Below are 23,494 nucleotides of genomic sequence, written 5' to 3' on the forward strand. Positions count from 1 at the left end.
GTTCCGGCGGCACCGCCAGGGGCGGCCTGGGCCCGGCGATCGCGTGCAAGATCCACCACACACGACCTCTAGCCGATCGCCAGGCCGATCCCGGTGCCGAGGGACCACACCAGCATCGCCAGTGCGGTGTCCTTGAGCACCGGGATCAGCTTGAGCCCGGAGTCCCCGCGCAGCACCCGTCGCAGCGAGAAGAACACCAGCGGCGCGGCCAGGAACCCGAGCAGCGCCCACGGTTCCCGGAAGCCGATCAGCGTGGTGAGCAGGAACGGCACCACCACCAGCGCGGTGTAGAGCCCGCGGGTGTCCCGGTCGCCGAGCAGCACGGCCAGGGTGCGCTTGCCGGTCTCCCGGTCCGAGGGGATGTCGCGCAGGTTGTTCGACACCAGCACCGAGGCGGAGAACAGGCCCGCGCCGACCGCGCCGCCGATGCCCGCGCCGGTGAGCTCGCTGGACTGGATGTAGAGCGTGCCGAGCACCGCGACCGGGCCGAAGAAGAGGAAGACCGCGATCTCGCCGAGGGCCGCGTAGCCGTACGGCTTCTTGCCGCCGGTGTAGAACCAGGCGGCCGCGATGCACACCGCGCCGAGCGGGATGAACCACCAGTGGCCGGAGGTCACCGCGATCACCGCGCCGGCCACCGCGGACAGCGCGAAGCAGGCCAGCGCGGCGCGCAGCACCGTCTTCGGCGGCGCGGTGCCGGAGCCGACCAGGCGGAGCGGGCCGACCCGGTTGTCGTCGGTGCCGCGGATGCCGTCGGAGTAGTCGTTGGCGAAGTTGACCCCGATGACCAGGCTGAGCGCGACCACCAGGCACAGCACGGCCTGCAGGGCGTTGAAGCCCTCCACCGCGGCGGCGGCGCCCGAGCCGACCACCACCGGCGCCACCGCGTTCGGCAGGGTCCGCAGACGAGCACCTTCAACCCACTGGGCGACTGTCGGCATGCCGTCATCCTGCAACACGGCTGGTGGGAACGCGTGCCCGCCCCCGCGCGGGCGGGCACGCGCCACGGTCAGCAGCGGCCGACCGTGCCCACCCCGGCGATGTAGGCCTTGGAGACGAACTTCCCGGCGCTGATCCGGAACCAGACGTTGCTGGTGCCCTGGGTGCCGGTCACGTTCTCCCCGGTCACCTGGCACTCCACCTTGACCCTGGCGAAGTTCGCGGCCAGGCCGACCTGGGCGTTGGCCGAGCTGGCCCCGGTGCGCACGTTGAGCGTGTCGCCCGAGGTGCGCACGGTGCCGAAGGTGCCGCCGCCGGTCCACAGGTACTCCACGGTCACCCAGGAGTTGTCGGTCAGCTTCAGGCCGTCCCAGAACGTGCCGTCGGCCAGGTCGATCCCGGCCGGGTTGGCCACCTTGCGGCCGAAGCCGTCCTTGCCGCCGTTGTAGCCGTCCTGGTAGGCGGCCTGGGCCTGCGGCTTGCCCTGCGGCAGGTTCTTCCACATCTCCCTGGTGGCCGAGGGGTTCCAGTAGTCGTCCTTGATGTTCCACGGACCGACGTCCCACACCGGGGCCCATTCGCAGCGACCGTTGGCCGCGCACACCTTCACGCTGTAGGTGCCGGTGCCCTTGCTGGCCAGGCCGCGCCGGGACGGCAGCGCGACGAAGTGGTCCCTGGCCACGATCACGTGACCGTTCGCGGTGGTGCCGCCGACCAGGCCCTCCCTGGTGGCGAACACCCGGTAGCTCAGGCCCTGCACGCCCTGTGCCGACGGGGCGCTGGGCGCGAGGTCGGCGGTGAGGGTGAGCGCGGTGAGCTTGGGCGTCTGGCCCTTGGGCGCGGTGAGCGCGACCCGGATCTGGATCACCTTGGACGGCGCGGAGATCACCGCAGGCTCGCCGGGCTTGGCCTCGGCCCACTCGGTCCACTCCTCCTCGCCGAGCTGACCGCGGACGTCGATGGCCAGCTCCGCGCCTGCCGGGACCTCGCTGCGGACGGCGGCCGCGACGCGGTTGACCGGCTGGTCGAGCTGGTGCGGGGTGAGCTGGAGGAAGCCGGTGGCCAGGCCGGTGCGCGCGCTGGCGTGCTCGGCCGCGGTGGAGCCGAGGGTGACCGCGCCGCCGGTGGTGCTGACGTTGCTGTCGTCCTCGTCGATCACCGTGAGATCAGGAGTCCAGGTCGGGGGACCGGTTGGCGTTGCGACTGCTGGTGCGGTTAGCAGGGCGAGCAGGGCAATCGTTGGCATGGCGAGGCCCAGTAATCGCGTCCGGGCCTTGTTCGGGACGCGCATGACTGCTCCGTTCCCCGGAGCACGCGGAGCGGATCAACCGCAGCAGGGGCCGCATGTCCGGATCGCCCAGACAGGGAAACCGGACAAGTGGTGAGTTGTCAACGGATCGTATGAACCAGTTGAAAGTTGGTAACCGGTTTGGCCTAGTCGGGTTCGGCCAGCAGCTCGCCGACCGCGCGCCGGTCGATCTTGCCTGGTCCGCGCAGGGGCAGCTCGGGCAGGAACACCACCCGGCGCGGCGCGCAGGCCCGGCCCGCGACCTCCCGGACCGCCTCCCGCAACCGCTCCGGCGCGGGCGGCTCGGTCCAGTCGGCAGGCACCACCGCGGCCGCGACCGCCTGGCCCCACTCCGGATCCGGCACACCGACCACGCAGGCCTCCAGCACGCCGGGGCAGTCCGTGAGCGCGCGCTCGACCAGCGCCGGTGGCACCTTCTCGCCACCGGTGATGATCACGTCGTCGGCCCGGCCGAGGATCTCCAGCCGCCCGTCCCCGGTGAGGCGGCCCAGGTCGCCGGTGCGGAACCAGCCGTCGGCGAACACCGCGGCGGTGGCCTCCGGGGCCAGCCGGTAGCCGTTGGCCAGCGTCGGACCGCCCAGCTCCACCGCGCCGCCCTCGCCCAGCCGGACCTTGGCCCCGGTCAGCGGCAGGCCGTCGTAGACGCAGCCGCCCGCGGTCTCGCTCATGCCGTAGGTGGTGGTCACCGCCACGCCTTCGTCCCTGGCCGCGCGCAGCAGCGCGGGCGGGGTGGCCGCGCCGCCGACGATCACCGCGGCGAACCCGCGCAGCGCGGCCAGCGCCGCGCCGCCCTCGGCGACCAGTCGGGAGAGCTGGGTCGGCACCAGCGCGGTGTAGGCCCGGCCCTGCGCCAGCAGCGGCTCGGCGGCCGCGGCGAAGGCGGCCGGGCGGAAGCCGGTGGCGGAGTCGAGCACGCAGGGGTCGAAACCGGCCAGTAGGGACCGAGTGAGCACCTGGAGTCCGGCGATGTGGTGCACCGGCAGCGCGAGCAGCCAGCGACCGGGACCGCCCAGCCGCTCGTGCGTGGCGGCCGCCGAGGCGCGCAGCGCGGCCTCGGTGAGCAGCACGCCCTTGGGCGTCCCGGTCGAGCCGGAGGTGGGCACGATCAGTGCCACACCGAGGTCTTGCTCACCCTCTTCCGGTCTAAGGGCGGCGGCCACCCGCTGTCCGGCCAGGCCCGGGGCCAGCGGCAACAGCGCCGGACCGCCGTCCAGCGCGGCGCGCAGGGCGTGGTGAGCATCACTAGCCGAGCCTGCGGTGTTGTCGCAGGTCAGGGTCAGAATCGGACGGCAGCGCATCGGGGTTAGCCTAATCTTGTGACCGCGACCGACCCCGCCCACTCCTCGATCGAGCTCGCTGCCGACTGGAAGTCGGATGGCGACTACCGGGACATCCGGTACGAGACCGCGGAGGGCATCGCCAAGATCACGATCAACCGGCCCGAGGTGCGCAACGCGTTCCGGCCGCAGACCCTCTTCGAGCTCTCCGACGCCTTCAACCGCGCGCGCGACGACGACCAGGTTGGCGTCATCATCCTCACCGGGCAGGGCGATATGGCCTTCTGCTCCGGCGGTGACCAGCGCATCCGCGGCAACGACGGCTACATCGGCGAGGACGAGGTGGCCCAGAAGGGCATCGGCCGCCTGAACGTGCTCGACCTGCAGATCCAGATCCGCCGCACGCCCAAGCCGGTGATCGCCATGGTCGCCGGGTACGCCATCGGCGGCGGCCACGTGCTGCACGTCGTCTGCGACCTGACCATCGCCGCGGACAACGCCAGGTTCGGCCAGACCGGCCCCAAGGTCGGTTCCTTCGACGGTGGCTACGGCTCCGGTCTGCTGGCCAGGATGGTCGGGCAGAAGAAGGCCCGCGAGATCTGGTACCTGTGCCGCCAGTACGACGCCCACCAGGCCGAGGCCATGGGCCTGGTCAACACGGTGGTGCCGCTGAAGGACCTGGAGAAGGAAACCGTGCAGTGGTGCCGCGAGATGCTCCAGCACTCGCCGCTGGCCCTGCGCATGCTCAAGGCCTCGCACAACGCCGCCGACGACGGCCTGGCCGGCATCCAGCAGCTCGCGGGTGATGCCACCCTGCTCTTCTACATGTCCGAAGAGGCGCAGGAAGGCCGCAACGCCTACACCGAGCGGCGCAAGCCCGACTTCGGGAAGTTCCCGAAGCGACCGTGAACCCTTCCACAGCGCAAGCCAGGGTCGTCGTTGACGAGTTGATCCGCAACGACGTGCGTCAGGTCGTGCTCTGCCCCGGCTCGCGCAACGCCCCGCTGTCCTTCGCCCTCTACGAGGCCGCGAAGGCAGGCAGGCTCACCCTGCACGTGCGCATCGACGAGCGCAGTGCGGGCTTCCTCGCCCTCGGCCTGGCCAAGGGACTGGCGCACCGGCCGCACCGGCGCGGGTTCGCCGCCGTGGTGTGCACCTCCGGCACCGCGGTGGCGAACCTGCACCCGGCGGTGCTGGAGGCGTACCACTCGGGGGCCGCGCTGCTGGTGGTCACCGCGGACCGGCCGCCGGAGGTCTACGGCACCGGGGCGAACCAGACCATCCAGCAGAACGGCGTCTACGGCGGCGCGGCGGGCACCATCGACTTCCCGGTGGCCGAGCGGCGGGCCGGGCAGAACGCGGTGTGGCGCGGGCTGGTCTGCCGCGCGGTGGTGCAGGCCGACACCGGCACCCCGGTGCACGTCAACATCCCGTTCCGGGAACCGCTGGTGCCGGACGGGGACCTGGCCGACTGGCCGGAGCCGCTGGACGGGCGGCCGGAGTCCGAGCGCTGGACCTCGGTCAGCCCCGGCTTCGTCGGCACCGACCCGGTCGGCGGCGGCCCGATCTTCCACCTGCGGCCGCGCACCCTGGTCGTGGTGGGTGACGCCGACCTCAACGCCGCGCACTCCGCCTGCGAGGTGGCGGCGAAACTGGGCTGGCCGGTGATCACCGAACCGACCGCGATGAGCGGGCCGATGGCCTCCGGCGCGGTGGTGCTGCAACACGGTTCGCTGCTGCTCAACGCGGGCGAGCTGCCGGAGCAGCTGCGGCCGGACTCGGTGGTGGTGATCGGGCGGCCCACCCTCTCCCGCGGGGTGCAGAAGCTGCTCAAGACGGTGCCGGTGGTGCACGTGGTGCGCAACGGCGAGTCCTGGGCCGACCCGCAGCACGTGGCCACGCACGTCACCGGCTACCTCGGCCTGGACGACCTCAACTACGCGGCCATGGACATCGAGCAGGGCAGCCGCAACTGGGTGGAGACCTACCCCGGCGACCCGGACTGGCTGACCGACTGGCAGCAGGCCGACGCGCTGGCCTCCTCGGTGGTGGCGGAGCTGCTCGCCGGTGAGCAGTGGCCCACCGGGCTGCACGTGGCCCGCGCGCTGATGAGCGAGCTGCCGGAGGACGCGGTGCTGTTCCTGGGCAGCTCCAACCCGGTGCGCGACATCGACCTGGTCGGCGCGCGCAGGCTCGGCCCGGTGGTGATCTCCAACCGCGGCGTGGCCGGTATCGACGGCAGCGTCTCCAGCGCGATCGGCGCGGTGCTCGGCGCGGTCAGCGCGGACAGCCGGGTCGGCCACGGCTACGCGCTGCTCGGCGACCTGACCTTCCTGCACGACCTCAACGGCCTGCTGCTCGGCCCGCTGGAGCAGCGGCCGGACCTGACCATCGTGGTGCTCAACGACGACGGCGGCGGCATCTTCTCCTTGCTGGAGCAGGGCGCGCCGGACCACTCGGACTCCTTCGAGCGGGTCTTCGGCACCCCGCACGGCTCCGACCTCGGCGCGCTGTGCGCCGGCTACGGCATCCGGTACCGGCTGGCCACCGACGGGGCGGACTTCCGGGCGGCGCTGCGACCGGCGCCGGGCATCCAGGTGGTGGAGGTGCGCGCGGACCGGCAACGGCTGCGCGCCGTGCACGAGCTGTTGCGGACCAGGGTGCGGGCCGTGATCACCGCGTCCTGAGCTCGTTCAGTTTTTCCGTTTCACCCCATCCCATGTCCTGGGCATACCCGTAACAGCCTGGTGCTGACCTGCGCATCTGACTATGTTCCAGCGTGCGATTACCTGCACGATCGCACACTCAGGAGGGGCAACCATGCTTCGACGACACAGCCTCCGCGTGGCGGCGGCGACGGCAGCGGCCGTCGCGCTGCTCGCGTGGCCGGCGTCGGCTGGCATCGATTCGGTCGGTACTCCCGGCATCGGTGACGAGTACCACCCGAACGACGGCAACGGCGGATACGACGTCTCGCACTACGACATCCGCCTCAAGTACCAACCGGCCAGCGACACGCTGACCGGCACCACGACCATCGTGGCCGCGGCGACCCAGGACCTGACCCGGTTCAACCTGGACTTCGCGCTGCCGGTGAAGTCGGTGCGGGTCAACGGGGCCAAGGCGAGCTTCACCCAGACCCCCGAGGCCGAGCTGGTGGTGACCCCGGGCCGCCAGGCGACCAAGGGCTCGCTGCTGACCGTGGTGGTGGAGTACGAGGGCGTGCCCTCCACGGTCAAGATCAACGGCCAGACGCTGTGGAAGCGGACCTCCGACGGGGCGACCGCGATCAACGAGCCGCACATCGCGCGCTGGTGGTACCCGAGCAACGACCACCCCACGGACAAGGCGACCTTCGACATCAGCGTCGCGGTGCCCACCGGGGTGGAGGTGCTCTCCAACGGCTCGCTGAAGAGCCGGGCGGTGCAGCCGGGCGGCTGGACCCGCTGGAACTGGCGCTCCACCAAGCCGATGGCGACCTACCTGGCCTTCCTGACCATCGGCCAGTTCGAGATCCACCAGAGCACCGGGCACAAGGGTCAGCCGTTCATCACGGCCTACTCCGAGGGCCTCGGCGAGTTCGAGGGCGCGGCCAAGGCCTCGCTGGAGCGCACGCCCGAGGTGATCGAGTACCTGGAGACCGTCTTCGGCGAGTGGCCGTTCGAGGCCCAGGGCGGGGTGGTGCCCAAGGAGGGCCTGACCTTCGCGCTGGAGAACCAGACCCGGCCGACCTACGCGACCGGCTTCTTCCGCAACGGCGTCAACGTCAACGTGGTGGTGCACGAGCTGGCGCACCAGTGGTTCGGCGACTCGGTGTCGGTGGCCAAGTGGCGCAACATCTGGCTGAACGAGGGCTTCGCCACCTACGCGCCCTGGCTGTGGTCGGAGCACAAGGGTGAGGGCACCGCGCAGGAGTGGTTCGACTTCACCTACGCGCGCTACGCCGAGAGCGACCCGTTCTGGCAGGTCGTCGTCGGCGAGCCGGGCTCGGGCAACGAGTTCCACAACGCGGTGTACGACCGCGGCGCGATGGCCGTGCACGCCATCCGCAAGACCGTCGGCGACCAGGTGTTCTTCCAGACGGTGAAGACCTGGACCGAGAACAAGAAGTACGGCAACGCCACCATCGAGGAGTTCAAGGCGCTGGCCGAGGTGCTCTCCGGCAAGAAGCTGGACGAGGTCTTCAACACCTGGCTGTTCACCAAGGGCAAGCCGAAGCTCAACCCCGAGGTCTCCACCCAGGGCACCGAGCGCGCGGCCAAGGTGAAGGAGCCGAAGAACGCCAAGAAGGCGATCGAGAACCAGCAGATCCTGCACGACCTGTCCGCCCGCGCGGGCAAGTAAGTCCACAAAGGACGGCGGGAACTCCTTCTTCGCGAAGGGGTTCCCGCCGTTTCCTTATGCCCCTTCGAGCGCGTCCCTGACCGGAATCATCTTGGCCCGCGCCTCCGCCACCTCGGTGTCCGGATCGGAGTCGGCCACGATCCCGCACCCGGCGAACAGCCGCGCGGTGTTGCCGTCCAGCTGCGCGCACCGCAGCGCGATGCCCAGCTCCCCGTCGCCCGCGCCGTCGATCCAGCCCACCGGTCCGGCGTAGCGGCCCCGGTCCATGCCCTCCAGCTCGGCGATCAGCGCCACCGCGTCCGGCGTCGGCGTGCCGCCCACCGCCGCGGTCGGGTGCACCGCCTGGGCCAGCCGCAACAGCGAGCCGTCGTCGTGCAGCCTGCCGCGCACGTCGGTGGACAGGTGCAGCACGTTGCGCAGCCGCAGCACCTCCGGCGTGGCCGGGGCGGCCAGCTCGGCGCACAGCGGACCGAGGCAGTCCACGAAGGAGCGCACCGCGTACTCGTGCTCCTCCCGGTTCTTCGCCGAGGCCAGCAGCTCCGCGGCCAGCTCGTCCTCGGTAGCGCCCTCGCGCGGCCAGGTGGTCCCGGCCAGCACCCGGGAGGAGAACTCGGACCCGTTGCGCCGCAACAACAACTCCGGGGTCGCGCCGACCAGCCCGGCCACCGAGTAGGCCCAGCAGCTCGGATACCGGCGGGCCAGCCCGGCCAGCAGGAACCGCGGGTCGAACGGCTCGGCCGCGGTGGCCAGCAGGTCGTGCGCGAGCGCCACCTTGGCCAGCTCCCCGGCCCGCATCCGGGCCACCGCGGCCCGCACCGCCTCCCGGTACCGGGTCACCGGCAGCCGGCCCTCGGCGTAGCGCACCAGCCCCGGCCCGCGCACCGGCCGCACCGGGTCCCCGGCCGGCTCGCCGATCTCGGTCCGCCAGGCCCGCCCGTCCCGCCGCCCGACGATCACCCGCGGCACCACCAGCACTGACTCGGCGGGCCCGTCCGCGAACGTCACGCTGACAAAGGCCACCGCCCCGGTCCCGGGCAGTCCCACCTCATCCTCGACTTCCACCGAGGCGCGCAGCTCCCGCCACCAGTCATCCGCGGCGGCGAACCGGCCCGGCCCGGAACAGCGGAACTCGGCCGCCACTCCCCAGCCGACCAGCCCGTCCCCCTCCCGCACCCAGGCGAGCACGTCGTTGGCGTCGGGCAGCTGTCCGAGCAGGTCAACCCCGGCGGGCAGCTCCCGGGTGCGCACTCGCACGGCGCGCGCACTGCGGCGATACGGAGCGAAGGTCACCCCAGCAGCGTATGGCCCGCGCCCGCCCGGCCGCGCGCACTACAGTTCGTGCTGTGGCGGAGAACGCAGGACTACTGGACCGGCTGCGCCGTCGCGTGGCGACACTGCCCAAGCCGCGCAGGCTGCGCCGCACCTCGGTCGCGGTGCTGGCGGCCGCGAGCCTGCTCACCCTGATGTGCGTGGTGCTCTTCGGCGCCATGCTGGTCAACGACTACAAGATCGGCAAACGCACCGGCACCGCCGTGGCCGAGGTCCAGGCCGTCACCTTCGGCCGCACCATCGTCCGCTACAACACCCCCGACGGCGCCATCCACAGCCCCAGCCGCGGCATCCTGTACCCACAGGGCCTGGCCGAGGGCAACATGGTCCAGGTCGAGTACGACCTCAACGCCCCGGACGACCTGGTCCGCGTCGCCGGCCGGCACGCCTGGATGGGCATCTGGCCGATCATCGCGGTGATCGCGGGCGCGTGGGTGGTCGCGTATCCCCTGGTTCGCTGGCTGGAGAAGCGCCGGCAAACCTGAGCCGGGGAACGATCACGGCTCGGTCCAGCACGGCCAGCGCAGGATCGCGAACAGCAGCGGCGCCGAGACGGTAAGTCAGTCCCAGCGGGGCCTCCCATCTGCGGGACGCTTGGTGAGGTGACAACTGGCCGACGATACGTTCCGGATGTGGCCTACGAAACTCGCGACCCCTGGCAGCCGCTCTGTGACCGCCTCTGCTGGGCCGTGGTTGTCATCACGGTCTGCGCCGCGATCTTGGTCTTCTTCCATCCGGTCACCAAGACCATCGTCGCGCTGGGCGGCTGCCTGGTGGCCACGGTCCTAGCGGTGTTCTCCTGGCGAGCGCCGACCAAGCGGGAGTCGGCTTGGTTCACGCTCGGCGCCTTGGTTGCCCTCGACGTCGCCGGGCTGTGCTTCGCCTGGATTCCCGTGTGACACTTTCTTCCAACTTCGGCGATTCGGTGTAACATCGAGCGTGTTCCCGACCGGCCGGAGGTGTCTGCCGTGCTCGAAACCGAACCGCCAGGGCTGGAAGCCGAGTTCACCGCCACGGTCACCGCGGACGGGCGGATCGAGCCGAGGGACTGGATGCCGGAGGCCTACCGGGCCACCCTGATCCGCCAGATCGCCCAGCACGCGCACTCGGAGATCATCGGGATGCAGCCGGAGGGCAACTGGATCAGCCGGGCGCCCAGCCTGCGGCGCAAGGCGATTCTGCTGGCCAAGGTGCAGGACGAGGCCGGTCATGGGCTGTACCTGTACGCGGCGGCGGCCACGCTGGGCGCGGACCGGACCGACCTGACCGAGAAGCTGATCAGCGGGCGGCAGAAGTACTCCTCGATCTTCAACTACCCCACGCTGACCTTCGCCGACGTCGGCGTGATCGGCTGGCTGGTGGACGGGGCGGCGATCTGCAACCAGGTGCCGCTGTGCCGCACCAGCTATGGGCCCTATGCCCGCGCGATGATCAGAGTCTGCAAGGAGGAGTCCTTCCACCAGCGGCAGGGCTACGAGCTGCTGATGACCATGATGCGGGGCAGCGAGAACCAGCGGCGGATGGTGCAGGAAGCGGTGGACCGCTGGTGGTGGCCGTCGCTGATGATGTTCGGGCCGCCGGATGACAGCTCGCCGAACACCGAGCAGTCCATGGCCTGGCGGATCAAGCGGCACACCAACGACGAGCTGCGGCAGAAGTTCGTGGACATGTCGGTGCCGCAGGCCGAGGCGCTCGGCGTCACCTTCCCCGACCCGGAACTGCGCTGGAACGCCGCGCGCGGGCACTACGACTTCGGCACGCCGGACTTCGCCGAGCTGATGCGGGTGGTCAAGGGCGACGGGCCGTGCAACGCCGAGCGGATCGAGCACCGGCGGCGGGCGCACGAGGACGGGGCCTGGGTGCGGGAGGCGGCCGCGGCCTACGCGGCCAAGCGGGCGGCACGGGCGAAGGGAGTCGCGTGATGGCAGAGGTGCGTTCCTCCTGGCCGCTGTGGGAGGTCTTCGTGCGCGGCCGGCGCGGGCTCAACCACGTGCACGTCGGCTCGCTGCACGCCCCGGACGCGGAGATGGCCGTGCGCAACGCGCGCGACCTCTACACCCGGCGCAACGAGGGCGTGAGCATCTGGGTGGTGCCCGCCGAGTCGATCACCGCCTCCAGTCCGGACGAGAAGGACCCGTTCTTCGCGCCGGCGGGGGACAAGGTCTACCGGCACCCCACGTTCTACGACATCCCCGACGGCGTCCCGCACCTGTGAGGCACTGATGTCCTTCGACAACGCCTACCAGGCACTCGCCGAGGAGCACGACGACGCCCGGTGGGCCTACGGTTCCGGCTTCCACGACGAGATGTCCACTGTGGACAGAGCGATTCCGTCCATAGTGGACCGTGCGGACCTGTTCGCCTACGCGCTGATGCTCGGCGACGACGCGCTGGTGCTGTCCCAGCGCACCGCCGAGTGGTGCTCGAACGCGCCGGAGCTGGAGGAGGACGTGGCGCTGGCCAACATCGCGCTCGACCTGCTCGGCCAGGCCCGGCTGCTGCTGACCCGTGCGGGCGAGGTCGAGGGCGCGGGCCGCGATGAGGACCGGCTGGCCTACTTCCGGGACGAGACCGAGTTCCGCAACGTCCGGCTGGTCGAGCAGCCCAACGGCGACTTCGCCCAGACCATCGCCCGCCTGCTGCTGTTCGCCACCGCCCGGCTGGCCCTGTTCGCCAGGCTGTCCGCCTCGGCCGACCCGGTGCTCGCCGCGGTCGCGGCCAAGGGCGTCAAGGAGCTGGCCTACCACCGCGACCACGCGGCGCAGTGGACCGTCCGGCTCGGCGACGGCACCGAGGAGTCGCACCGGCGGATGCAGGCCGGGCTGGACCGGATGTGGCCGTACCTCGAAGAGCTGTTCACCGCGCACCCGGTGGAGCTGCGGCTGGCCGAGGCCGGGGTCGCGGTGGACCCGAGCGAGCTGCGCGCGGAGGTGGACGCGGTGCTGGACCAGGTGCTGGCCGCGGCCACGCTGACCCGCCCCGAGGTCCTTCCGCTGGCCACCGTGGGCGGCCGGGCCGGGCGGGACGGCGTGCACTCCAAGCCGATGGGCTACCTGCTGGCCGAGATGCAGCACATCGCCCGCTCCCAGCCGGACGCGGTGTGGTGACCGCCATGGCACCGTCCACAGTGGAGCGAGCACGCGCGGCGGCCGAGGCGGTGCTCGACCCCGAGCTGCCCGTGCTCACCCTGGCCGACCTCGGCGTGCTGCGCGAGGTCGCGGTCAGCGGCGACAGCGTGCTGGTCACCATCACGCCCACCTACTCCGGCTGTCCCGCGCTGGACGAGATGCGCGCCGACCTGCGCAAGGGCCTGCGTGAAGCGGGATTCGAGCGCGTCGAGGTGCGCACCGTGCTCAGCCCGGCCTGGACCACCGACTGGATCAGCGAGGACGGCCGCCGCAAGCTCCTCGAGCACGGCATCGCGCCGCCCCAGCGGATCGGGCCGCGGCTGGCCGGACCGGTGCCGCTGCGGCTGGACCCGCCCAGCGCGGTGGTGCCCTGCCCGCGCTGCGGATCACGGGACACCGTCGAGCTGTCCCGGTTCTCCTCCACCGCGTGCAAGGCCCTGCGCAGCTGCTCGGCCTGCGCCGAACCCTTCGAGCACGTCAAGGAGATCTGATGGCCGCTCCGGCGATGTCGCGCCCTCGCGCGGCCTTCCACACCCTGGAGGTGGCCAGGGTCGACCAGTTGTGCGCGGACGCGGTCGCGGTCACCTTCGCGGTGCCCGAGGAGCTGAGCGCGGAGTTCGCCTTCCGCCCCGGCCAGTACCTGACCCTGCGCAGGCTCACCCCGGACGGCGTGGAGGAGCGGCGGTCCTACTCGATCTGCGCCCCGCGCGGGCGGGCCCCGCAGATCGGCGTGCGCCGGGTGGACGGCGGCCTGTTCTCCTCCTGGCTGGTGGACGAGGTCCGCGCGGGCGAGAAGATCGACGTGCTGCCGCCCTCCGGCGGGTTCAGCCCGACCGAGCTGGGCGGCCACCACGTGCTGCTGGCCGCGGGCTCGGGCATCACCCCGGTGCTGTCCATCGCGGCCACCCTGCTCGCCGACTGCCCGGACAGCCGGGTCACCCTGTTCTACGGCAACCGGCGCAGCGACACGGTGATGTTCGCCGAGGAGCTGGCCGACCTCAAGGACGCCTACCGCGGCCGCCTGCAGCTGGTGCACGTGCTCAGCCGGGAGCGCGGCGACGTGGAGCTGTTCGCCGGGCGGCTGGACGCCCAGCGGATCGGCAAGCTGCTGGACCTGCTGGTCCCGGTGCGGGATATCGCGCACTGGTGGCTGTGCGGGCCCTACGGCATGGTCACCGCGGCCCAGGACGTGCTGCTGGCCAGGCAGGTGCCCGTCGAGCGGGTGCACCAGGAGCTGTTCTACGTCGACGAGCCGCCGCCCGAGCTGGTCCGCGAGGAAGAGTCCATTGTGGACGGTGAAGCGGCCGAGGTGGTGGTGCTGCTGGACGGCCGGGAGACCGTGCTCGCGCTGCCCAGGGACACCCCGATCCTGGACGCCGCGCAGCGGGTCCGCGCCGACCTGCCCTTCGCCTGCAAGGGCGGGGTCTGCGGCACCTGCCGGGCCAAGGTCACCGAGGGCGAGGTGCGGATGCGGCGCAACTTCGCGCTGGAGCCGCACGAGGTGGCGGCCGGGTTCGTGCTGACCTGCCAGGCCCTGCCGGTGACCGACACCGTGACGGTGGACTTCGACGCCTGAGCTTGCGGTAGCCCGTAAATTGGGGTGGGTGACCACCTTGCCTGGTATTCCGGGCTTGCCCGAGCGCGGGCCGCGCACGTCGCTGGCCCGTGTGCGCGTCCCCCGGCTGTCCACCTCGACGGCGCTCGGCTCGCTGGCCGGGGCGGTGGCCACCTTCCTCGGCGGCCACCTGCTGGTGCCGGTGGACGCAGACATCCCGGTGCTCCCTGTGCTGGTGCTGATCAGCCTGGTCGGCGGCGGGCTGGGCGCGCTGGCCGGGGCCACGCTCGGGCTGCTGCGCGGCGGCCCGGTCGCCGAGGCGCTGCCGGAGCCCGCGCCGGAGCCGGTCGCGCCACCGCGGCCGTCGATGGCCCGGCCCGCCGAGTTCCGCGCGCCGCCGCCGGATGTCTGGACCGCGATGTTCGAGGAGTGCGCCGGCTCGCTGCGCCGGGTCCGGCATGCGGCCGAGGCGGTGCCCGCGTCCCCGGCCAAGGACTGGCTGGTCCGGATCCTGCGGACCATGCGCGGCGAGCTGGACGCGGCGCGGACGCTGGCCGAGACCGGGCGGCGGCTGCACGCCGGGCCCGAGCACCCGGCGCGGGTGCGGCTGGCCGCGGCGGTGGCCGAGTTCGCCGCGGCCGAACGGCACCTCGGCGAGATCATCGTGCGGCTGGCCGGCGCGCCAGGGCTGCATCGAGCGGGTGACGAACTGCGCATGCTGGAACAGCAGCTGCCCCTGTTGCGTCAGATCGACCATGACTGACCGGGATCCGCGCCACCGCGAGCACAACCCGGTGCTGACCGGGTTCCTGATCGGCTACGGCGTGGTCTTCCTGCCCTTCCTGCTGATCCTGATCATCAGCGGGTCCTTCGCCGGCGGCACCGCGGTGATCGCGCTGTTCTCGCTGCTGTTCGGCCCGGCCATCGTCGGCGGGCTGCCCGGACTGGTCATCGGCGGCGTGGTGATGGCGGTCAGCACGGTGGGGGAGCGCCGCCGTCCGGCGCTGCCGCCGCCGATGCCCGCGCACCGGCCGCTGCCGCCGCTGCCGCCGGTCAACGACGCCTGGTCCCGGCTGCTGGCCGACTGCGAGGGGCCGGTGTGGCGCTGCGACCAGGCCCTGGCCCAGGTGCCGCCCTCGCCCGCGCGGGACTGGCTCAGCCAGATCGTGGCCACCATGCGGGCCGAGCTGCCCACCGCGCGCTCGCTGGCCGAGACCGGCCGCCGCCTGCACCCGCCCCGGCAGCCCCGGCTCACCGAGCACCCGCTGTACCGGCGGCTGGTGGCCGCGGCCGCGGAGTTCTCGGCCACCGAGCGCCGGATCGGCGAGCTGATCACCCAGCTGATGGCCCAGCCCGACCTCAAGCGGGTGGACAGCCAGCTCCAGCTGCTCGAACAGCAGCTGCCGCACCTGCGCCAGGCGGACTGAGGCATCGCCTGATCAGTTCGTTTCCCGGCGGAGGGGCTGGTCCCGCTGTTACCGTTCCGCCGAACGGGGGGAAGGACCAGACCGAGTGCGCCAGAGGACCCCATGTCAGCCATGTCCCGCCTCCTCCCCGGAGTCGTGTGCCTAGTCGCGGTGATCGCGGCGGGCTGCACCACCGCCATCCCCGGCACCCCGCAGGCCGCGCAGACGCCCAGCGGCGCTGCCCGGCCCACCAGCACCGGACGGCCGGGCGCGCCCGTGGAGTCGGACAAGTCCTCCGAGACCGCGGTCGCGCTGATGAAGAAGATCCAGGAAGCCGACATCTGTGCGCTGCACGACCAGGAGTTCCTGAAGAAGTTCGGGCCCAAGGTGATCGTCACCCCCGGGCCGGGCTTCCACGGCTGCACCGGGATCGGCGGCACGCCCAACGCCGAGCACTTCTGGCTCTTCGAGCTCAAGGTGGGCGCGCCGTACGAGCCGAAGGACAAGGCCAAGGACAAGGCCGAGGACGTGGGTGGCCGCAAGGTCTACTTCCCCACCTTCAGCAGTGGCGACAAGGACGACACCTGCCACGCCAAGATCCAGCTCGGCCAGACCGACTTCTCCGCCACCCTGCGCGCCCGGATGGTGCCCAACACCGGTAAGCCCGCGCCCTGGCCCGAGCGCTGCCAGCAGGCAGGCGCCTACCTGGCCCAGCTCGCGCCGAAGCTGGAGTCGCCGCCCGCGCGCACCGCGGCCCCGGACAGCCGCCTGCTCGGCAAGGACCCGTGCGCCAAGAAGGACCAGCTCACCGCGCTGTACCCGAACTACCAGCTCCAGCGGGTGGACTACGTCAGCCCGTACGACTGCCGGATCTACCTGACCAGCCCCACCGAGCCGCTCAAGCTGCTGGTCAGCGTCAGCTGGGACCTCGACGACGAGCCCGAGGCCAACTCCAGCGGCGGCCTGCGCGCCGAGAAGATCACCATGGCCGACCTGCCGGGGGTCCGGGTGATGAGCGTGGACCAGGGCAAGGGTGGCCGCTGCCTGAACTCGATCACGGTCAAGCCGGGGCAGAAGGACGTGAAGTTCAGCGCCCACCTGGTCAAGGTGGAGGCCGACGTCTCGATCGACTTCAGCAAGCCGCCGAACGGCAAGCAGGTGCCGCCCGCCGACTGCGGCACGGTGAACCAGGCCACCGAGCAGGTGCTCGCCGGGCTCTAGGCGAGTCGGGTTAGGCCCCGCGATGGGTCAGTAGCCGGGCGTACCGGCGGGAGCGCAGGTCCAGGCGCTGCCGCCGGTTCAGCACCACGTGCAGGAACAGGGTCACCGCGCCGAGCAGTCCGCCGACGACCATCGGCGTGCCGTCCTCGGCCGCCGCGCCCAGCGCCAGCAGCAGCAGGCTCAGGCCGAGCCCGATCGCCACGGGCGCGTACCTGGTGCCGGGACTCCACACCCACGCCTGGTCCGCCTCGGCCTCCGCGCGCAGGTCCGCCGCGGCCTGGTTGAGCAGCGGATCCTCCAGGCCCAGCGCGGTGATCCGGTCGGCCAGCGACCGGCAGGTCTCCGCCTGCCGCCGCGAGATGATCATCGGCGCGCCGCCCCTGGTGTGCGCCCGGACCTCCAGGCTGTCCGCGTAGAGCGCGAGGCCGAGGTGGAAGCGGGTCACCGGATCGCCCTGGCGCTGGGCGAACCGGGTCTCCATGATCGACAGGGCCGGCTGGGTGGCGCCGGTGGCCAGCAGCGCGACCACCTCGCCCAGCGCGGCGACCTCGTTGGCCGGGTCCTGGGCGAGCGCGGTGCGGTAGCCGGTCAGCGCGCCCTCGTGGTCCTGCGCCAGGGCCAGTTCGTCAGCGGTCAGCACCTGCTCGTCGGCCGGGGAGGAGCCGGGGGCCCGCAGTCCCCACTTGGCCCGCACGATGGTGCGCAGTCGGTCCGCCTGGACTTCGGTGGTCATGGGTGAAGTCTGGCGATAACGGTCGAATCTTCTGTGACCTATGACGCAGTGGGGCTGCTCCGCCGGGGCTAGCTTCCTCGAGTGCCTCCGAACGGAACCCCCAGGCAACTGAGTTCCTTGGCGCTGGGCGCGGTGCTCGCGCTCGGCTGGCTCACCGTCAGCGGTGGGGCGATCGCGCTGGTCACGCTGACCGGCGACAGCTATCAGGAATATCCCGTCGAACCGAGCTTCGAGCCCACCGACACCTACTTCCCGACCTACTTCCCCACCGCCCGCCCGACCACCCGCACCACCCGGCCCACCACCCGCCGCACCAGCACGCCGACCACCACCGGTGAGACCACCACGACCGGCCCGTTCGGCGGATTCGGAGGAGAACGGTGACCGACACCGTGTTGCCCTGGGCCAGGACCGCGACCCGCCACGCGGCCAGGGCGCCGTGGCGGCAGGAGGACGAGACCACCCGCTACCTGTGCGCCGCCGCCCACCTGGACCAGGAGTTCGCCGACCAGGCGATCCGGGAGACGCTGGTCGAGCCGCTGCGCGCGGCCCCGCCGATGCCCGGGGTGAACGTGGGCGCGGTGCTGCGCGAGGCGGTGGCCGCCCGCACCCGCCGCCGGATCCGGGACGCGATCCTGCTGGTGTGCCTGCTCGGCGTGGTCTACACCGGCGGCTACCTGTTCATGCTGTGGCTGCTCTACGCCATCGCCTGGAGCTACCTCTCACCCCGGCACGCCGCGGGCCAGCGCTCCACCCTGCTGCGCGAGTGGAGCGGGGTGGTCAAGCTCCAGGCGGTGCGCCGGATCCGGCGCTGGGCGCTGATCCTGTTCCTGGTGCTGGCGGTGCTGGTGGTGGCCAACCAGTTCGCGCCCCGGGAGGTCACCGGCTCCCGCCGCGCCCCGGACCCGACCGACATCGGTCTGCTGCCCTGGGTGTTCGTGCTGATCGCGCTGCTGGTGGTGCTGGCGGATGAGTTCCTGCTGGCCGCGCTGCTGAACCGGAGTTTCCGTCCTGGCCCCGGTTTCCAGGCCGCGCCCGCCGAGGGCGCCTGGCGCGGCGAACGCCTGGTCCGCAACCTCGGCTTCCCCCGGCTGCGCCGCGCGCTGGGCCGGTTCGAGGAGACCAAGCAGGACACCGACGTGCTGGTCTACCGGGACTACCACCCGTTCGTCGGCAGCGGGGTGCCGTTCCAGCCCTGGTCCATCGCGCTGCCGCTGGACCCGGCCGGGGCGAGCCAGCCGACCGGGTTCACCCTCACCGAGCTGTACGACCACGTCACCACCGAGCTGGCCAAGCTGGGCGGCTCCGCCTCGCTGTCCCCGCAACGCCGGCTGGGCGGCCTGACCCCGCGGCACCAGGTCGTGGTGGCCGCGGAGACCCTGCTGGACCACCTGCACGACGAGCGGGCAGGCTGGGTGCTGCCGGATGTGGACCGGCCGCCGGTGCGCACCCTGCCCGCGGAGATCGTCGCCGAGCTGCGCGAACGGCCGCTGGAGTGGATGCGCTACTACCGCTGCTTCCAGGTCGAGACCTGGGACCGCAACCTGGTGGTCTCCACCTACCTGCACCTGGCCGCGGACAAGGAGATGCTCTACCTGGAGTGGACGCCGTGCGTGCTGCGCCCGGTGGCCGAGCACTACCGGGTCGCCGACCGCCGCCCGGCCACCCCGTGGGCGCCGATCCGGCACGCCTTCGGCAGCCTGCTCAGCCTGCCGGTCACCGCGCCCCGCCGGATCCAGGGCCTGTTCCGCACCCTGCGGCCGATCCCGCAGCCGCACGGCATGCTGGTGCCGGACAAGTACGGCGCGGCCGCCAGCCTGCGCGAGCTGACCGCCGATGAGGACGTGGCCAACTACTTCCAGCGCAAGGACCTGGAGCGCTACCTGCAACTGCTGGAGGCCAAGGCGTTCCGGGCCATCGGCGAGTTCCTCACCGCCCGCGGCATCTCCGTGGTCGAGTTCCAGGCCCGGGCCAACCAGGTGATCAACAACCACATCGACAACACCGGCGGCAGGCTGAACTTCGTCGGCGGCAACATGGACAGCTCGGTGCAGGCGGGCAGCGTCAGCGGCGGGGTCAGCCAGGGTGGGAAGTAGTCCCGGCCTGCCACCAGGACAGCACGTCGGCGGCCGCGGCCGGGGTGGCCACCAGCATCCCGTCCGCGGGCAGCGACCGCCGCCGCCCCTGCCGGTCCAGGATCACCGCGCCGGACTCCAGGGCCAGCGCGATCGACCCGGCCACGTCCCACTCGCGATAGCTCTCCAGCACCGCGGCCACCGCGTGTCCCAGCGCCACCTGGGCCACCGCCAGCGCCGCCGAGCCGAGCACCCGCACCCCGGTGTGCGCCAGGGCCGCGGCGGTGATGAACTCGCCCATGCCCGGCCAGGGCCCGGCCCTGGTCAGCTCGGCGCAGACGATGCCGCCGGAGACGCCGGCGTGCGGGTCCAGCCGGACCGGGGCGCCGTTGGCCCGGATGCCCCGGCCGCGGGCGGCGGCGTAGATCTGGCCGCGGTAGGGGTCGGCGACCACACCGACGACCGGGCCCGCGCTGTCCATCAGGGCCAGGCTGTAGGCGCACCAGGGAATGCCGGCCACGTAGTTGGCGGTGCCGTCCACCGGGTCGACCAGCCAGCGGTACTCCGCGCCCGGCGGGTGCGCCTCGGCGCCGAACTCCTCGGCGATCACCGGGATGCCGGGGAACTCCCTGGCCAGCACCCGGCGGGTGTGCCGCTCCAGGGTGTGATCGGTGTCGGTCACCCAGTCGAAGGGATTGTCCCCGGCCTCCGGGTGCGCGCCGCGGCCCGCGGTGGCGGTGATCACGTCGGCGGCGTCGTTGGCCAGCCGGCCCGCCACCTCCAGCGCCCTGGACAAAAGCCCTGGTTCGACGGGGTGCGGAGGCGCTGGGGGCACGACGGTCATGCCGACCTAGCCTGACCGCGTACGGTGTCAGTGACGCGAAGCGAAGGTGACGTGTCGGGGATCACCAGGTCAAGACTGCGGTTCGGCCCACGGCGCGCCGGAGTGGCGGGCACCCGCGATGGGGGTGAACATCCGTCTGCCGGGGTAGTCGGGAAGGAGCTGAGCAGGCGAGGTGCGGCGGTCGTGAAGCAGGACAACGAGGAGTTCGACAACAGTTACGCGGCGCGTCACGCCCGTGTCGACCCACGGGCCGCGAGTGACGGCACCGTGAGTGCCGTGCGAGTCGCGATCGTGACCGAGAGCTTCCTTCCGCAGGTGAACGGCGTGACGAACTCCGTCATGCGCGTGCTCGAACACCTGCGCAGGTCGGGGCATGAGGCGCTGGTCATCGCGCCCGGCAACGGCGTCAACGAGTACTGCGGCTACCCGGTGGTCCGGGTGCCGGAGCTCCAGCTGCCCGTGCTGAAGGCCCAGCCCATCGGCTGGCCCAGCCGCAAGATCCTCAAGGCCCTGCAGGACTTCCGGCCGGACGTGGTGCACCTGGCCTCGCCGTTCGTGGTCGGCGCCCGCGGCCTGGTGGCCGCGCGCAAGCTGGGCATCCCGACGGTGGCGGTCTACCAGACCGACGTGGCCGGCTTCGCCTCCTCCTACGGCCTCGGGCTCACCGCCCGCGCCGCCTGGAAGTGGACGAAGTGGCTGCACACCATGGCCGACCGCACCCTGGCCCCCTCCACCTGGGCCGTGCAGGCCCTGGAGGAGCACGGCATCCCGAGGGTGCACCGCTGGGCGAGGGGAGTGGACACGGTCCGCTTCAACCCCGGCAAGCGGGACGAGTCCCTGCGCGCCCGGCTGGCGCCCAACGGCGAGCTGCTGGTCGGCTACGTCGGCCGGGTCGCGCTGGAGAAGTGCGTCGACCGGCTGGCCCCGCTGCACGACATGCCGGGGGTGCAGGTCGTGGTGGTCGGCGACGGTCCCGAGCTGGGGCACATGCGCAAGCTGCTGCCGGACGCGCACTTCCTCGGCTTCCGCGGCGGCGAGGAGCTGGCCACCGCCTACGCCAGCCTGGACGTGTTCGTGCACACCGGGCCGTACGAGACCTTCTGCCAGGCGGTGCAGGAGGCGCTGTCCTCCGGCGTGCCCGCGCTGGCCCCGGACGCCGGCGGCCCGCGCGACCTGGTCACGCCCGGCCGCACCGGCTTCCTGCTGCCGCCCTTCGACGCGGAGGCGCACGCCGAGGCGCTCTGTGCCGCGGTCAACACGCTGCGTGACCCGGTGCTGCGGGCCAAGTACGGCGCGGAGGCCCGGAAATCGGTGCTCCGCCGCACCTGGCCTGCCGTGTGTGACGAACTCCTCGGTCACTACGCCGAGGTCACATCCCTGCCCGAAGCGGACAGCCACGCCGCGTAGGGCACTCTGGAAGGGCTCTAGCCCGACTACCAAGGACCGGTGCCCCGATGCGGATCGTGCAGCTGGCGAACTTCTACGGCCCGCGTTCGGGCGGCCTGCGCACCGCGCTGAACCACCTGGGCGCCGGGTACGTGGCCGCGGGGCACGAGGTGGTGCTGATCGTGCCCGGCCCGCGCCGGGACGACGAGCTGCTGCCCTCCGGCGTGCGGCGGATCACCCTGCCCGCGCCGAAGGTGCCGTTCATGGGCGGCTACCGGGTGGTCGACCCGCTGCGCGTGCAGTCGCTGCTGAGCAGGCTGCGGCCGGACCGGCTGGAGGTCTCCGACCGGATCACCCTGCGCGGCATGGGCCGCTGGGCCAGCAAGCGCGGGGTGCCCAACGTGGTCATCTCGCACGAGCGCTTCGACCGGCTGCTGGAGCAGTTCTTCCTGCCGGGTCCGGCCGCCCGCCGGGTCGCCGACTGGGCGAACACCCGGATGGCCGCCGGGTACGAGACCGTGGTGTGCACCACCGAGTTCGCCCGCGAGGAGTTCGACCGGATCGGCGCGGACAACGTGCTGCGGGTGCCGCTCGGGGTCGACCTGGACACCTTCACCCCGGCCAGGCACGACCCCGCCCTGCGCGCGGAGCTGGCCGCCGGTGCGGAGAACCTGCTTGTCCACTGTGGACGGTTGTCGGTGGAGAAGCACGTGGAGCGCAGCGTGGACACCCTGGCCGAGCTGCACGAGTCCGGCCACGACGTGCGGCTGGTGATCGCCGGTGACGGCCCGCGCCGGGAGGCCCTGGAACGCAGGGCCGCCGGGCTGCCGGTGACCTTCCTCGGCTTCGTCAACTCCCGCAACGACGTGGCCGACCTGCTGGCCACCTCGGACGTCTCGCTGGCCCCCGGCCCGCACGAGACCTTCGGCCTGGCCGCGCTGGAGGCACTGGCCTCCGGCACCCCGGTGGTGGTCTCCCAGTCCTCCGCGCTGCGCGAGATCGTCCGCCCGAACTGCGGCGCCGCCGTGCCCGACTACGCCCGCGCCTTCGCCGGCGCGGTCACCGCCCTGCTGGACAAGCCGGAGGTCGGCCGCCGCGCCGCCGCCCGCGCCCGCGCCGAGCAGTTCCCGTGGCCGCGCGCGGTGGACGGGATGCTCGAAGCGCTGCAAGTGACCCGATAAGTACGCTGCCCCCATGGTCAGGGCTGGTTTGGACAAGAACCCGCGCGAAGTAGCCGAGATGTTCGACGGCGTCGCGCGGCGCTACGACTTCACCAACACGGTGCTCGCCATGGGCATGGACCGGCGCTGGCGGGCCAAGACCACCCGCGCGCTGGACCTGCGGCCGGGCGACCGGGTGCTGGACCTCGCGGCGGGCACCGCGACCTCCACCGCGGACCTGGCCAGCACCGGGGCCTGGTGCGTGGCCGCGGACTTCTCCTTCGGCATGCTGCAGCGCGGCAAGCGGCGCGGGCTGCCCATGGTGGCCGCCGACGGCCTGCGGCTGCCCTTCGCCGACGGGGTCTTCGACGCGGTCACCGTGTCCTTCGGGCTGCGCAACATGCAGGAGACCAGCCTCGCGCTGAGCGAGCTGGCCAGGGTCACCCGCTCCGGCGGGCGCCTGGTGATCTGCGAGTTCTCCCGGCCCACCTGGGGTCCGATGCGGCTGGGCTACCACACCTACCTGCGCGCCTTCCCGGTCATCGCGCGCCGGTTCTCCTCCAACACCGACGCCTACGCCTACCTGGCCGAGTCGATCAAGGCCTGGCCGGACCAGCGCGAGCTGGCCGAGCTGATCGCGGGCGCCGGCTGGGAGGACGTGGCCTGGCGCAACCTCACCGGTGGCGTGGTCGCCCTGCACCGCGCAGTGAAGCCCTGACCACCGACTACACTCCGACTTGGGACTTCGTGAAGAAGTTCACAAGCTCGCCCCGATGACTGAGGAGCCT

The 23,494-nt window shown here is 72.2% G+C and carries 24 protein-coding genes; 18 read left to right on the forward strand and 6 right to left on the reverse strand.

What is annotated here, in order from left to right; all coding sequences use genetic code 11:
• Positions 1–68: 68 nt before the first annotated feature.
• From M8C13_RS11175 to menE, 3 genes are all read right to left on the reverse strand, one after another.
• A complete protein-coding gene (locus M8C13_RS11175; protein ID WP_252480464.1) occupies positions 69–941 on the reverse strand; it encodes a 1,4-dihydroxy-2-naphthoate polyprenyltransferase in 873 nt (290 codons plus the stop codon).
• A gap of 68 nt (positions 942–1,009) precedes the next feature.
• Positions 1,010–2,098, reverse strand: coding sequence for a hypothetical protein (locus M8C13_RS11180; RefSeq protein WP_252480465.1), 1,089 nt, complete (start codon positions 2,096–2,098; stop codon positions 1,010–1,012).
• A 275-nt stretch (positions 2,099–2,373) separates the two neighbouring features.
• Positions 2,374–3,546 (reverse strand): o-succinylbenzoate--CoA ligase, encoded by a 1,173-nt coding sequence (gene menE, locus M8C13_RS11185; RefSeq protein WP_252480466.1) that lies wholly within the window; start codon positions 3,544–3,546, stop codon positions 2,374–2,376.
• A gap of 18 nt (positions 3,547–3,564) precedes the next feature.
• On the opposite strand from menE, the gene menB reads away from it, so the two are divergent.
• From menB to M8C13_RS11200, 3 genes are all read left to right on the forward strand, one after another.
• Positions 3,565–4,434 carry a 1,4-dihydroxy-2-naphthoyl-CoA synthase gene (gene menB / locus M8C13_RS11190; protein WP_252480467.1) on the forward strand — a complete coding sequence of 290 codons (870 nt, stop codon included), beginning with the start codon at positions 3,565–3,567 and terminating at the stop codon, positions 4,432–4,434.
• Positions 4,431–6,212 carry a 2-succinyl-5-enolpyruvyl-6-hydroxy-3-cyclohexene-1-carboxylic-acid synthase gene (menD, locus tag M8C13_RS11195; RefSeq protein WP_252480468.1) on the forward strand — a complete coding sequence of 594 codons (1,782 nt, stop codon included), beginning with the start codon at positions 4,431–4,433 and terminating at the stop codon, positions 6,210–6,212. The genes menB and menD overlap by 4 nt, the downstream gene beginning before the upstream one ends.
• Before the next feature lie 133 nt (positions 6,213–6,345).
• On the forward strand, positions 6,346–7,869 hold the full coding sequence (locus M8C13_RS11200) for a M1 family metallopeptidase (RefSeq protein WP_252480469.1): 1,524 nt from the start codon (positions 6,346–6,348) through the stop codon (positions 7,867–7,869).
• 54 nt (positions 7,870–7,923) lie between these two features.
• Here the strand turns inward: M8C13_RS11200 and M8C13_RS11205 are convergent, their stop codons facing one another.
• On the reverse strand, positions 7,924–9,159 hold the full coding sequence (locus tag M8C13_RS11205; RefSeq protein ID WP_252480470.1) for an isochorismate synthase MenF: 1,236 nt from the start codon (positions 9,157–9,159) through the stop codon (positions 7,924–7,926).
• Positions 9,160–9,212: 53 nt separating this feature from the next.
• On the opposite strand from M8C13_RS11205, the gene M8C13_RS11210 reads away from it, so the two are divergent.
• From M8C13_RS11210 to M8C13_RS11255, 10 genes are all read left to right on the forward strand, one after another.
• A complete protein-coding gene (locus M8C13_RS11210) occupies positions 9,213–9,683 on the forward strand; it encodes a DUF3592 domain-containing protein (protein ID WP_252480471.1) in 471 nt (156 codons plus the stop codon).
• 147 nt (positions 9,684–9,830) lie between these two features.
• Positions 9,831–10,097 carry a hypothetical protein gene (locus tag M8C13_RS11215; protein ID WP_252480472.1) on the forward strand — a complete coding sequence of 89 codons (267 nt, stop codon included), beginning with the start codon at positions 9,831–9,833 and terminating at the stop codon, positions 10,095–10,097.
• Between the two features lie 69 nt (positions 10,098–10,166).
• Positions 10,167–11,120, forward strand: a complete 954-nt coding sequence (gene paaA, locus M8C13_RS11220) for a 1,2-phenylacetyl-CoA epoxidase subunit PaaA (RefSeq protein WP_374213055.1) — start codon at positions 10,167–10,169, stop codon at positions 11,118–11,120.
• A complete protein-coding gene (gene paaB / locus M8C13_RS11225) occupies positions 11,120–11,413 on the forward strand; it encodes a 1,2-phenylacetyl-CoA epoxidase subunit PaaB (RefSeq protein WP_252480473.1) in 294 nt (97 codons plus the stop codon). Before paaA ends, paaB begins: the two co-directional genes overlap by 1 nt.
• 7 nt (positions 11,414–11,420) lie before the next feature.
• On the forward strand, positions 11,421–12,305 hold the full coding sequence (gene paaC / locus M8C13_RS11230; RefSeq protein ID WP_252480474.1) for a 1,2-phenylacetyl-CoA epoxidase subunit PaaC: 885 nt from the start codon (positions 11,421–11,423) through the stop codon (positions 12,303–12,305).
• 5 nt (positions 12,306–12,310) lie between these two features.
• Positions 12,311–12,817, forward strand: a complete 507-nt coding sequence (gene paaD, locus M8C13_RS11235; protein ID WP_252480475.1) for a 1,2-phenylacetyl-CoA epoxidase subunit PaaD — start codon at positions 12,311–12,313, stop codon at positions 12,815–12,817.
• Positions 12,817–13,902, forward strand: coding sequence for a 1,2-phenylacetyl-CoA epoxidase subunit PaaE (gene paaE / locus M8C13_RS11240; RefSeq protein ID WP_252480476.1), 1,086 nt, complete (start codon positions 12,817–12,819; stop codon positions 13,900–13,902). Before paaD ends, paaE begins: the two co-directional genes overlap by 1 nt.
• A gap of 28 nt (positions 13,903–13,930) precedes the next feature.
• Positions 13,931–14,644 carry a hypothetical protein gene (locus tag M8C13_RS11245; RefSeq protein ID WP_252480477.1) on the forward strand — a complete coding sequence of 238 codons (714 nt, stop codon included), beginning with the start codon at positions 13,931–13,933 and terminating at the stop codon, positions 14,642–14,644.
• Positions 14,637–15,308, forward strand: coding sequence for a hypothetical protein (locus tag M8C13_RS11250; protein WP_252480478.1), 672 nt, complete (start codon positions 14,637–14,639; stop codon positions 15,306–15,308). Before M8C13_RS11245 ends, M8C13_RS11250 begins: the two co-directional genes overlap by 8 nt.
• Before the next feature lie 111 nt (positions 15,309–15,419).
• Positions 15,420–16,508 carry a DUF3558 domain-containing protein gene (locus M8C13_RS11255; RefSeq protein ID WP_252480479.1) on the forward strand — a complete coding sequence of 363 codons (1,089 nt, stop codon included), beginning with the start codon at positions 15,420–15,422 and terminating at the stop codon, positions 16,506–16,508.
• A gap of 10 nt (positions 16,509–16,518) precedes the next feature.
• On the opposite strand, the gene M8C13_RS11260 is transcribed toward M8C13_RS11255, so the two are convergent.
• Positions 16,519–17,241 carry a hypothetical protein gene (locus tag M8C13_RS11260; RefSeq protein ID WP_252480480.1) on the reverse strand — a complete coding sequence of 241 codons (723 nt, stop codon included), beginning with the start codon at positions 17,239–17,241 and terminating at the stop codon, positions 16,519–16,521.
• A gap of 81 nt (positions 17,242–17,322) precedes the next feature.
• Between M8C13_RS11260 and M8C13_RS11265 the strand changes: the two genes are divergently transcribed.
• Positions 17,323–17,625 carry a hypothetical protein gene (locus M8C13_RS11265; protein ID WP_252480481.1) on the forward strand — a complete coding sequence of 101 codons (303 nt, stop codon included), beginning with the start codon at positions 17,323–17,325 and terminating at the stop codon, positions 17,623–17,625.
• Positions 17,622–19,337 (forward strand): hypothetical protein, encoded by a 1,716-nt coding sequence (locus tag M8C13_RS11270; RefSeq protein ID WP_252480482.1) that lies wholly within the window; start codon positions 17,622–17,624, stop codon positions 19,335–19,337. Before M8C13_RS11265 ends, M8C13_RS11270 begins: the two co-directional genes overlap by 4 nt.
• Here M8C13_RS11270 and M8C13_RS11275 read toward each other — a convergent pair.
• Positions 19,318–20,160, reverse strand: a complete 843-nt coding sequence (locus tag M8C13_RS11275; protein WP_252480483.1) for an inositol monophosphatase — start codon at positions 20,158–20,160, stop codon at positions 19,318–19,320. The two genes, M8C13_RS11270 and M8C13_RS11275, sit on opposite strands and share 20 nt — an antisense overlap.
• 276 nt (positions 20,161–20,436) lie before the next feature.
• Here M8C13_RS11275 and M8C13_RS11280 point away from each other — a divergent pair, with 276 nt between their 5' ends.
• The 3 genes from M8C13_RS11280 to M8C13_RS11290 are packed head-to-tail and all read left to right on the forward strand — an operon-like array spanning position 20,437 to position 23,424.
• Positions 20,437–21,567: a glycosyltransferase family 1 protein gene (locus tag M8C13_RS11280; protein ID WP_252480484.1), complete on the forward strand. Its 1,131-nt coding sequence runs from the start codon at positions 20,437–20,439 to the stop codon at positions 21,565–21,567.
• A 47-nt stretch (positions 21,568–21,614) separates the two neighbouring features.
• Complete coding sequence (locus tag M8C13_RS11285; RefSeq protein ID WP_252480485.1) at positions 21,615–22,727, forward strand: glycosyltransferase; 1,113 nt, start codon at positions 21,615–21,617, stop codon at positions 22,725–22,727.
• Positions 22,728–22,740: 13 nt separating this feature from the next.
• Positions 22,741–23,424 carry a demethylmenaquinone methyltransferase gene (locus tag M8C13_RS11290; RefSeq protein WP_252480486.1) on the forward strand — a complete coding sequence of 228 codons (684 nt, stop codon included), beginning with the start codon at positions 22,741–22,743 and terminating at the stop codon, positions 23,422–23,424.
• Positions 23,425–23,494: the final 70 nt, after the last annotated feature.

Origin of the sequence: Crossiella sp. SN42, from assembly GCF_023897065.1 — a bacterium.
Lineage (GTDB): Bacteria > Actinomycetota > Actinomycetes > Mycobacteriales > Pseudonocardiaceae > Crossiella.

What these genes read in the sequence shown, in the direction of transcription:
- M8C13_RS11175 (WP_252480464.1), bottom strand. Translation starts at nt 941, where the DNA reads ATGCCGACAGTCGCCCAGTGGGTTGAAGGTGCTCGTCTGCGGACCCTG.
- menE (WP_252480466.1), bottom strand. Translation starts at nt 3,546, where the DNA reads ATGCGCTGCCGTCCGATTCTGACCCTGACCTGCGACAACACCGCAGGC.
- M8C13_RS11200 (WP_252480469.1), top strand. Translation starts at nt 6,346, where the DNA reads ATGCTTCGACGACACAGCCTCCGCGTGGCGGCGGCGACGGCAGCGGCC.
- paaB (WP_252480473.1), top strand. Translation starts at nt 11,120, where the DNA reads ATGGCAGAGGTGCGTTCCTCCTGGCCGCTGTGGGAGGTCTTCGTGCGC.
- paaC (WP_252480474.1), top strand. Translation starts at nt 11,421, where the DNA reads ATGTCCTTCGACAACGCCTACCAGGCACTCGCCGAGGAGCACGACGAC.
- paaD (WP_252480475.1), top strand. Translation starts at nt 12,311, where the DNA reads ATGGCACCGTCCACAGTGGAGCGAGCACGCGCGGCGGCCGAGGCGGTG.
- paaE (WP_252480476.1), top strand. Translation starts at nt 12,817, where the DNA reads ATGGCCGCTCCGGCGATGTCGCGCCCTCGCGCGGCCTTCCACACCCTG.
- M8C13_RS11250 (WP_252480478.1), top strand. Translation starts at nt 14,637, where the DNA reads ATGACTGACCGGGATCCGCGCCACCGCGAGCACAACCCGGTGCTGACC.
- M8C13_RS11255 (WP_252480479.1), top strand. Translation starts at nt 15,420, where the DNA reads ATGTCCCGCCTCCTCCCCGGAGTCGTGTGCCTAGTCGCGGTGATCGCG.
- M8C13_RS11260 (WP_252480480.1), bottom strand. Translation starts at nt 17,241, where the DNA reads ATGACCACCGAAGTCCAGGCGGACCGACTGCGCACCATCGTGCGGGCC.
- M8C13_RS11275 (WP_252480483.1), bottom strand. Translation starts at nt 20,160, where the DNA reads ATGACCGTCGTGCCCCCAGCGCCTCCGCACCCCGTCGAACCAGGGCTT.
- M8C13_RS11285 (WP_252480485.1), top strand. Translation starts at nt 21,615, where the DNA reads ATGCGGATCGTGCAGCTGGCGAACTTCTACGGCCCGCGTTCGGGCGGC.
- M8C13_RS11290 (WP_252480486.1), top strand. Translation starts at nt 22,741, where the DNA reads ATGGTCAGGGCTGGTTTGGACAAGAACCCGCGCGAAGTAGCCGAGATG.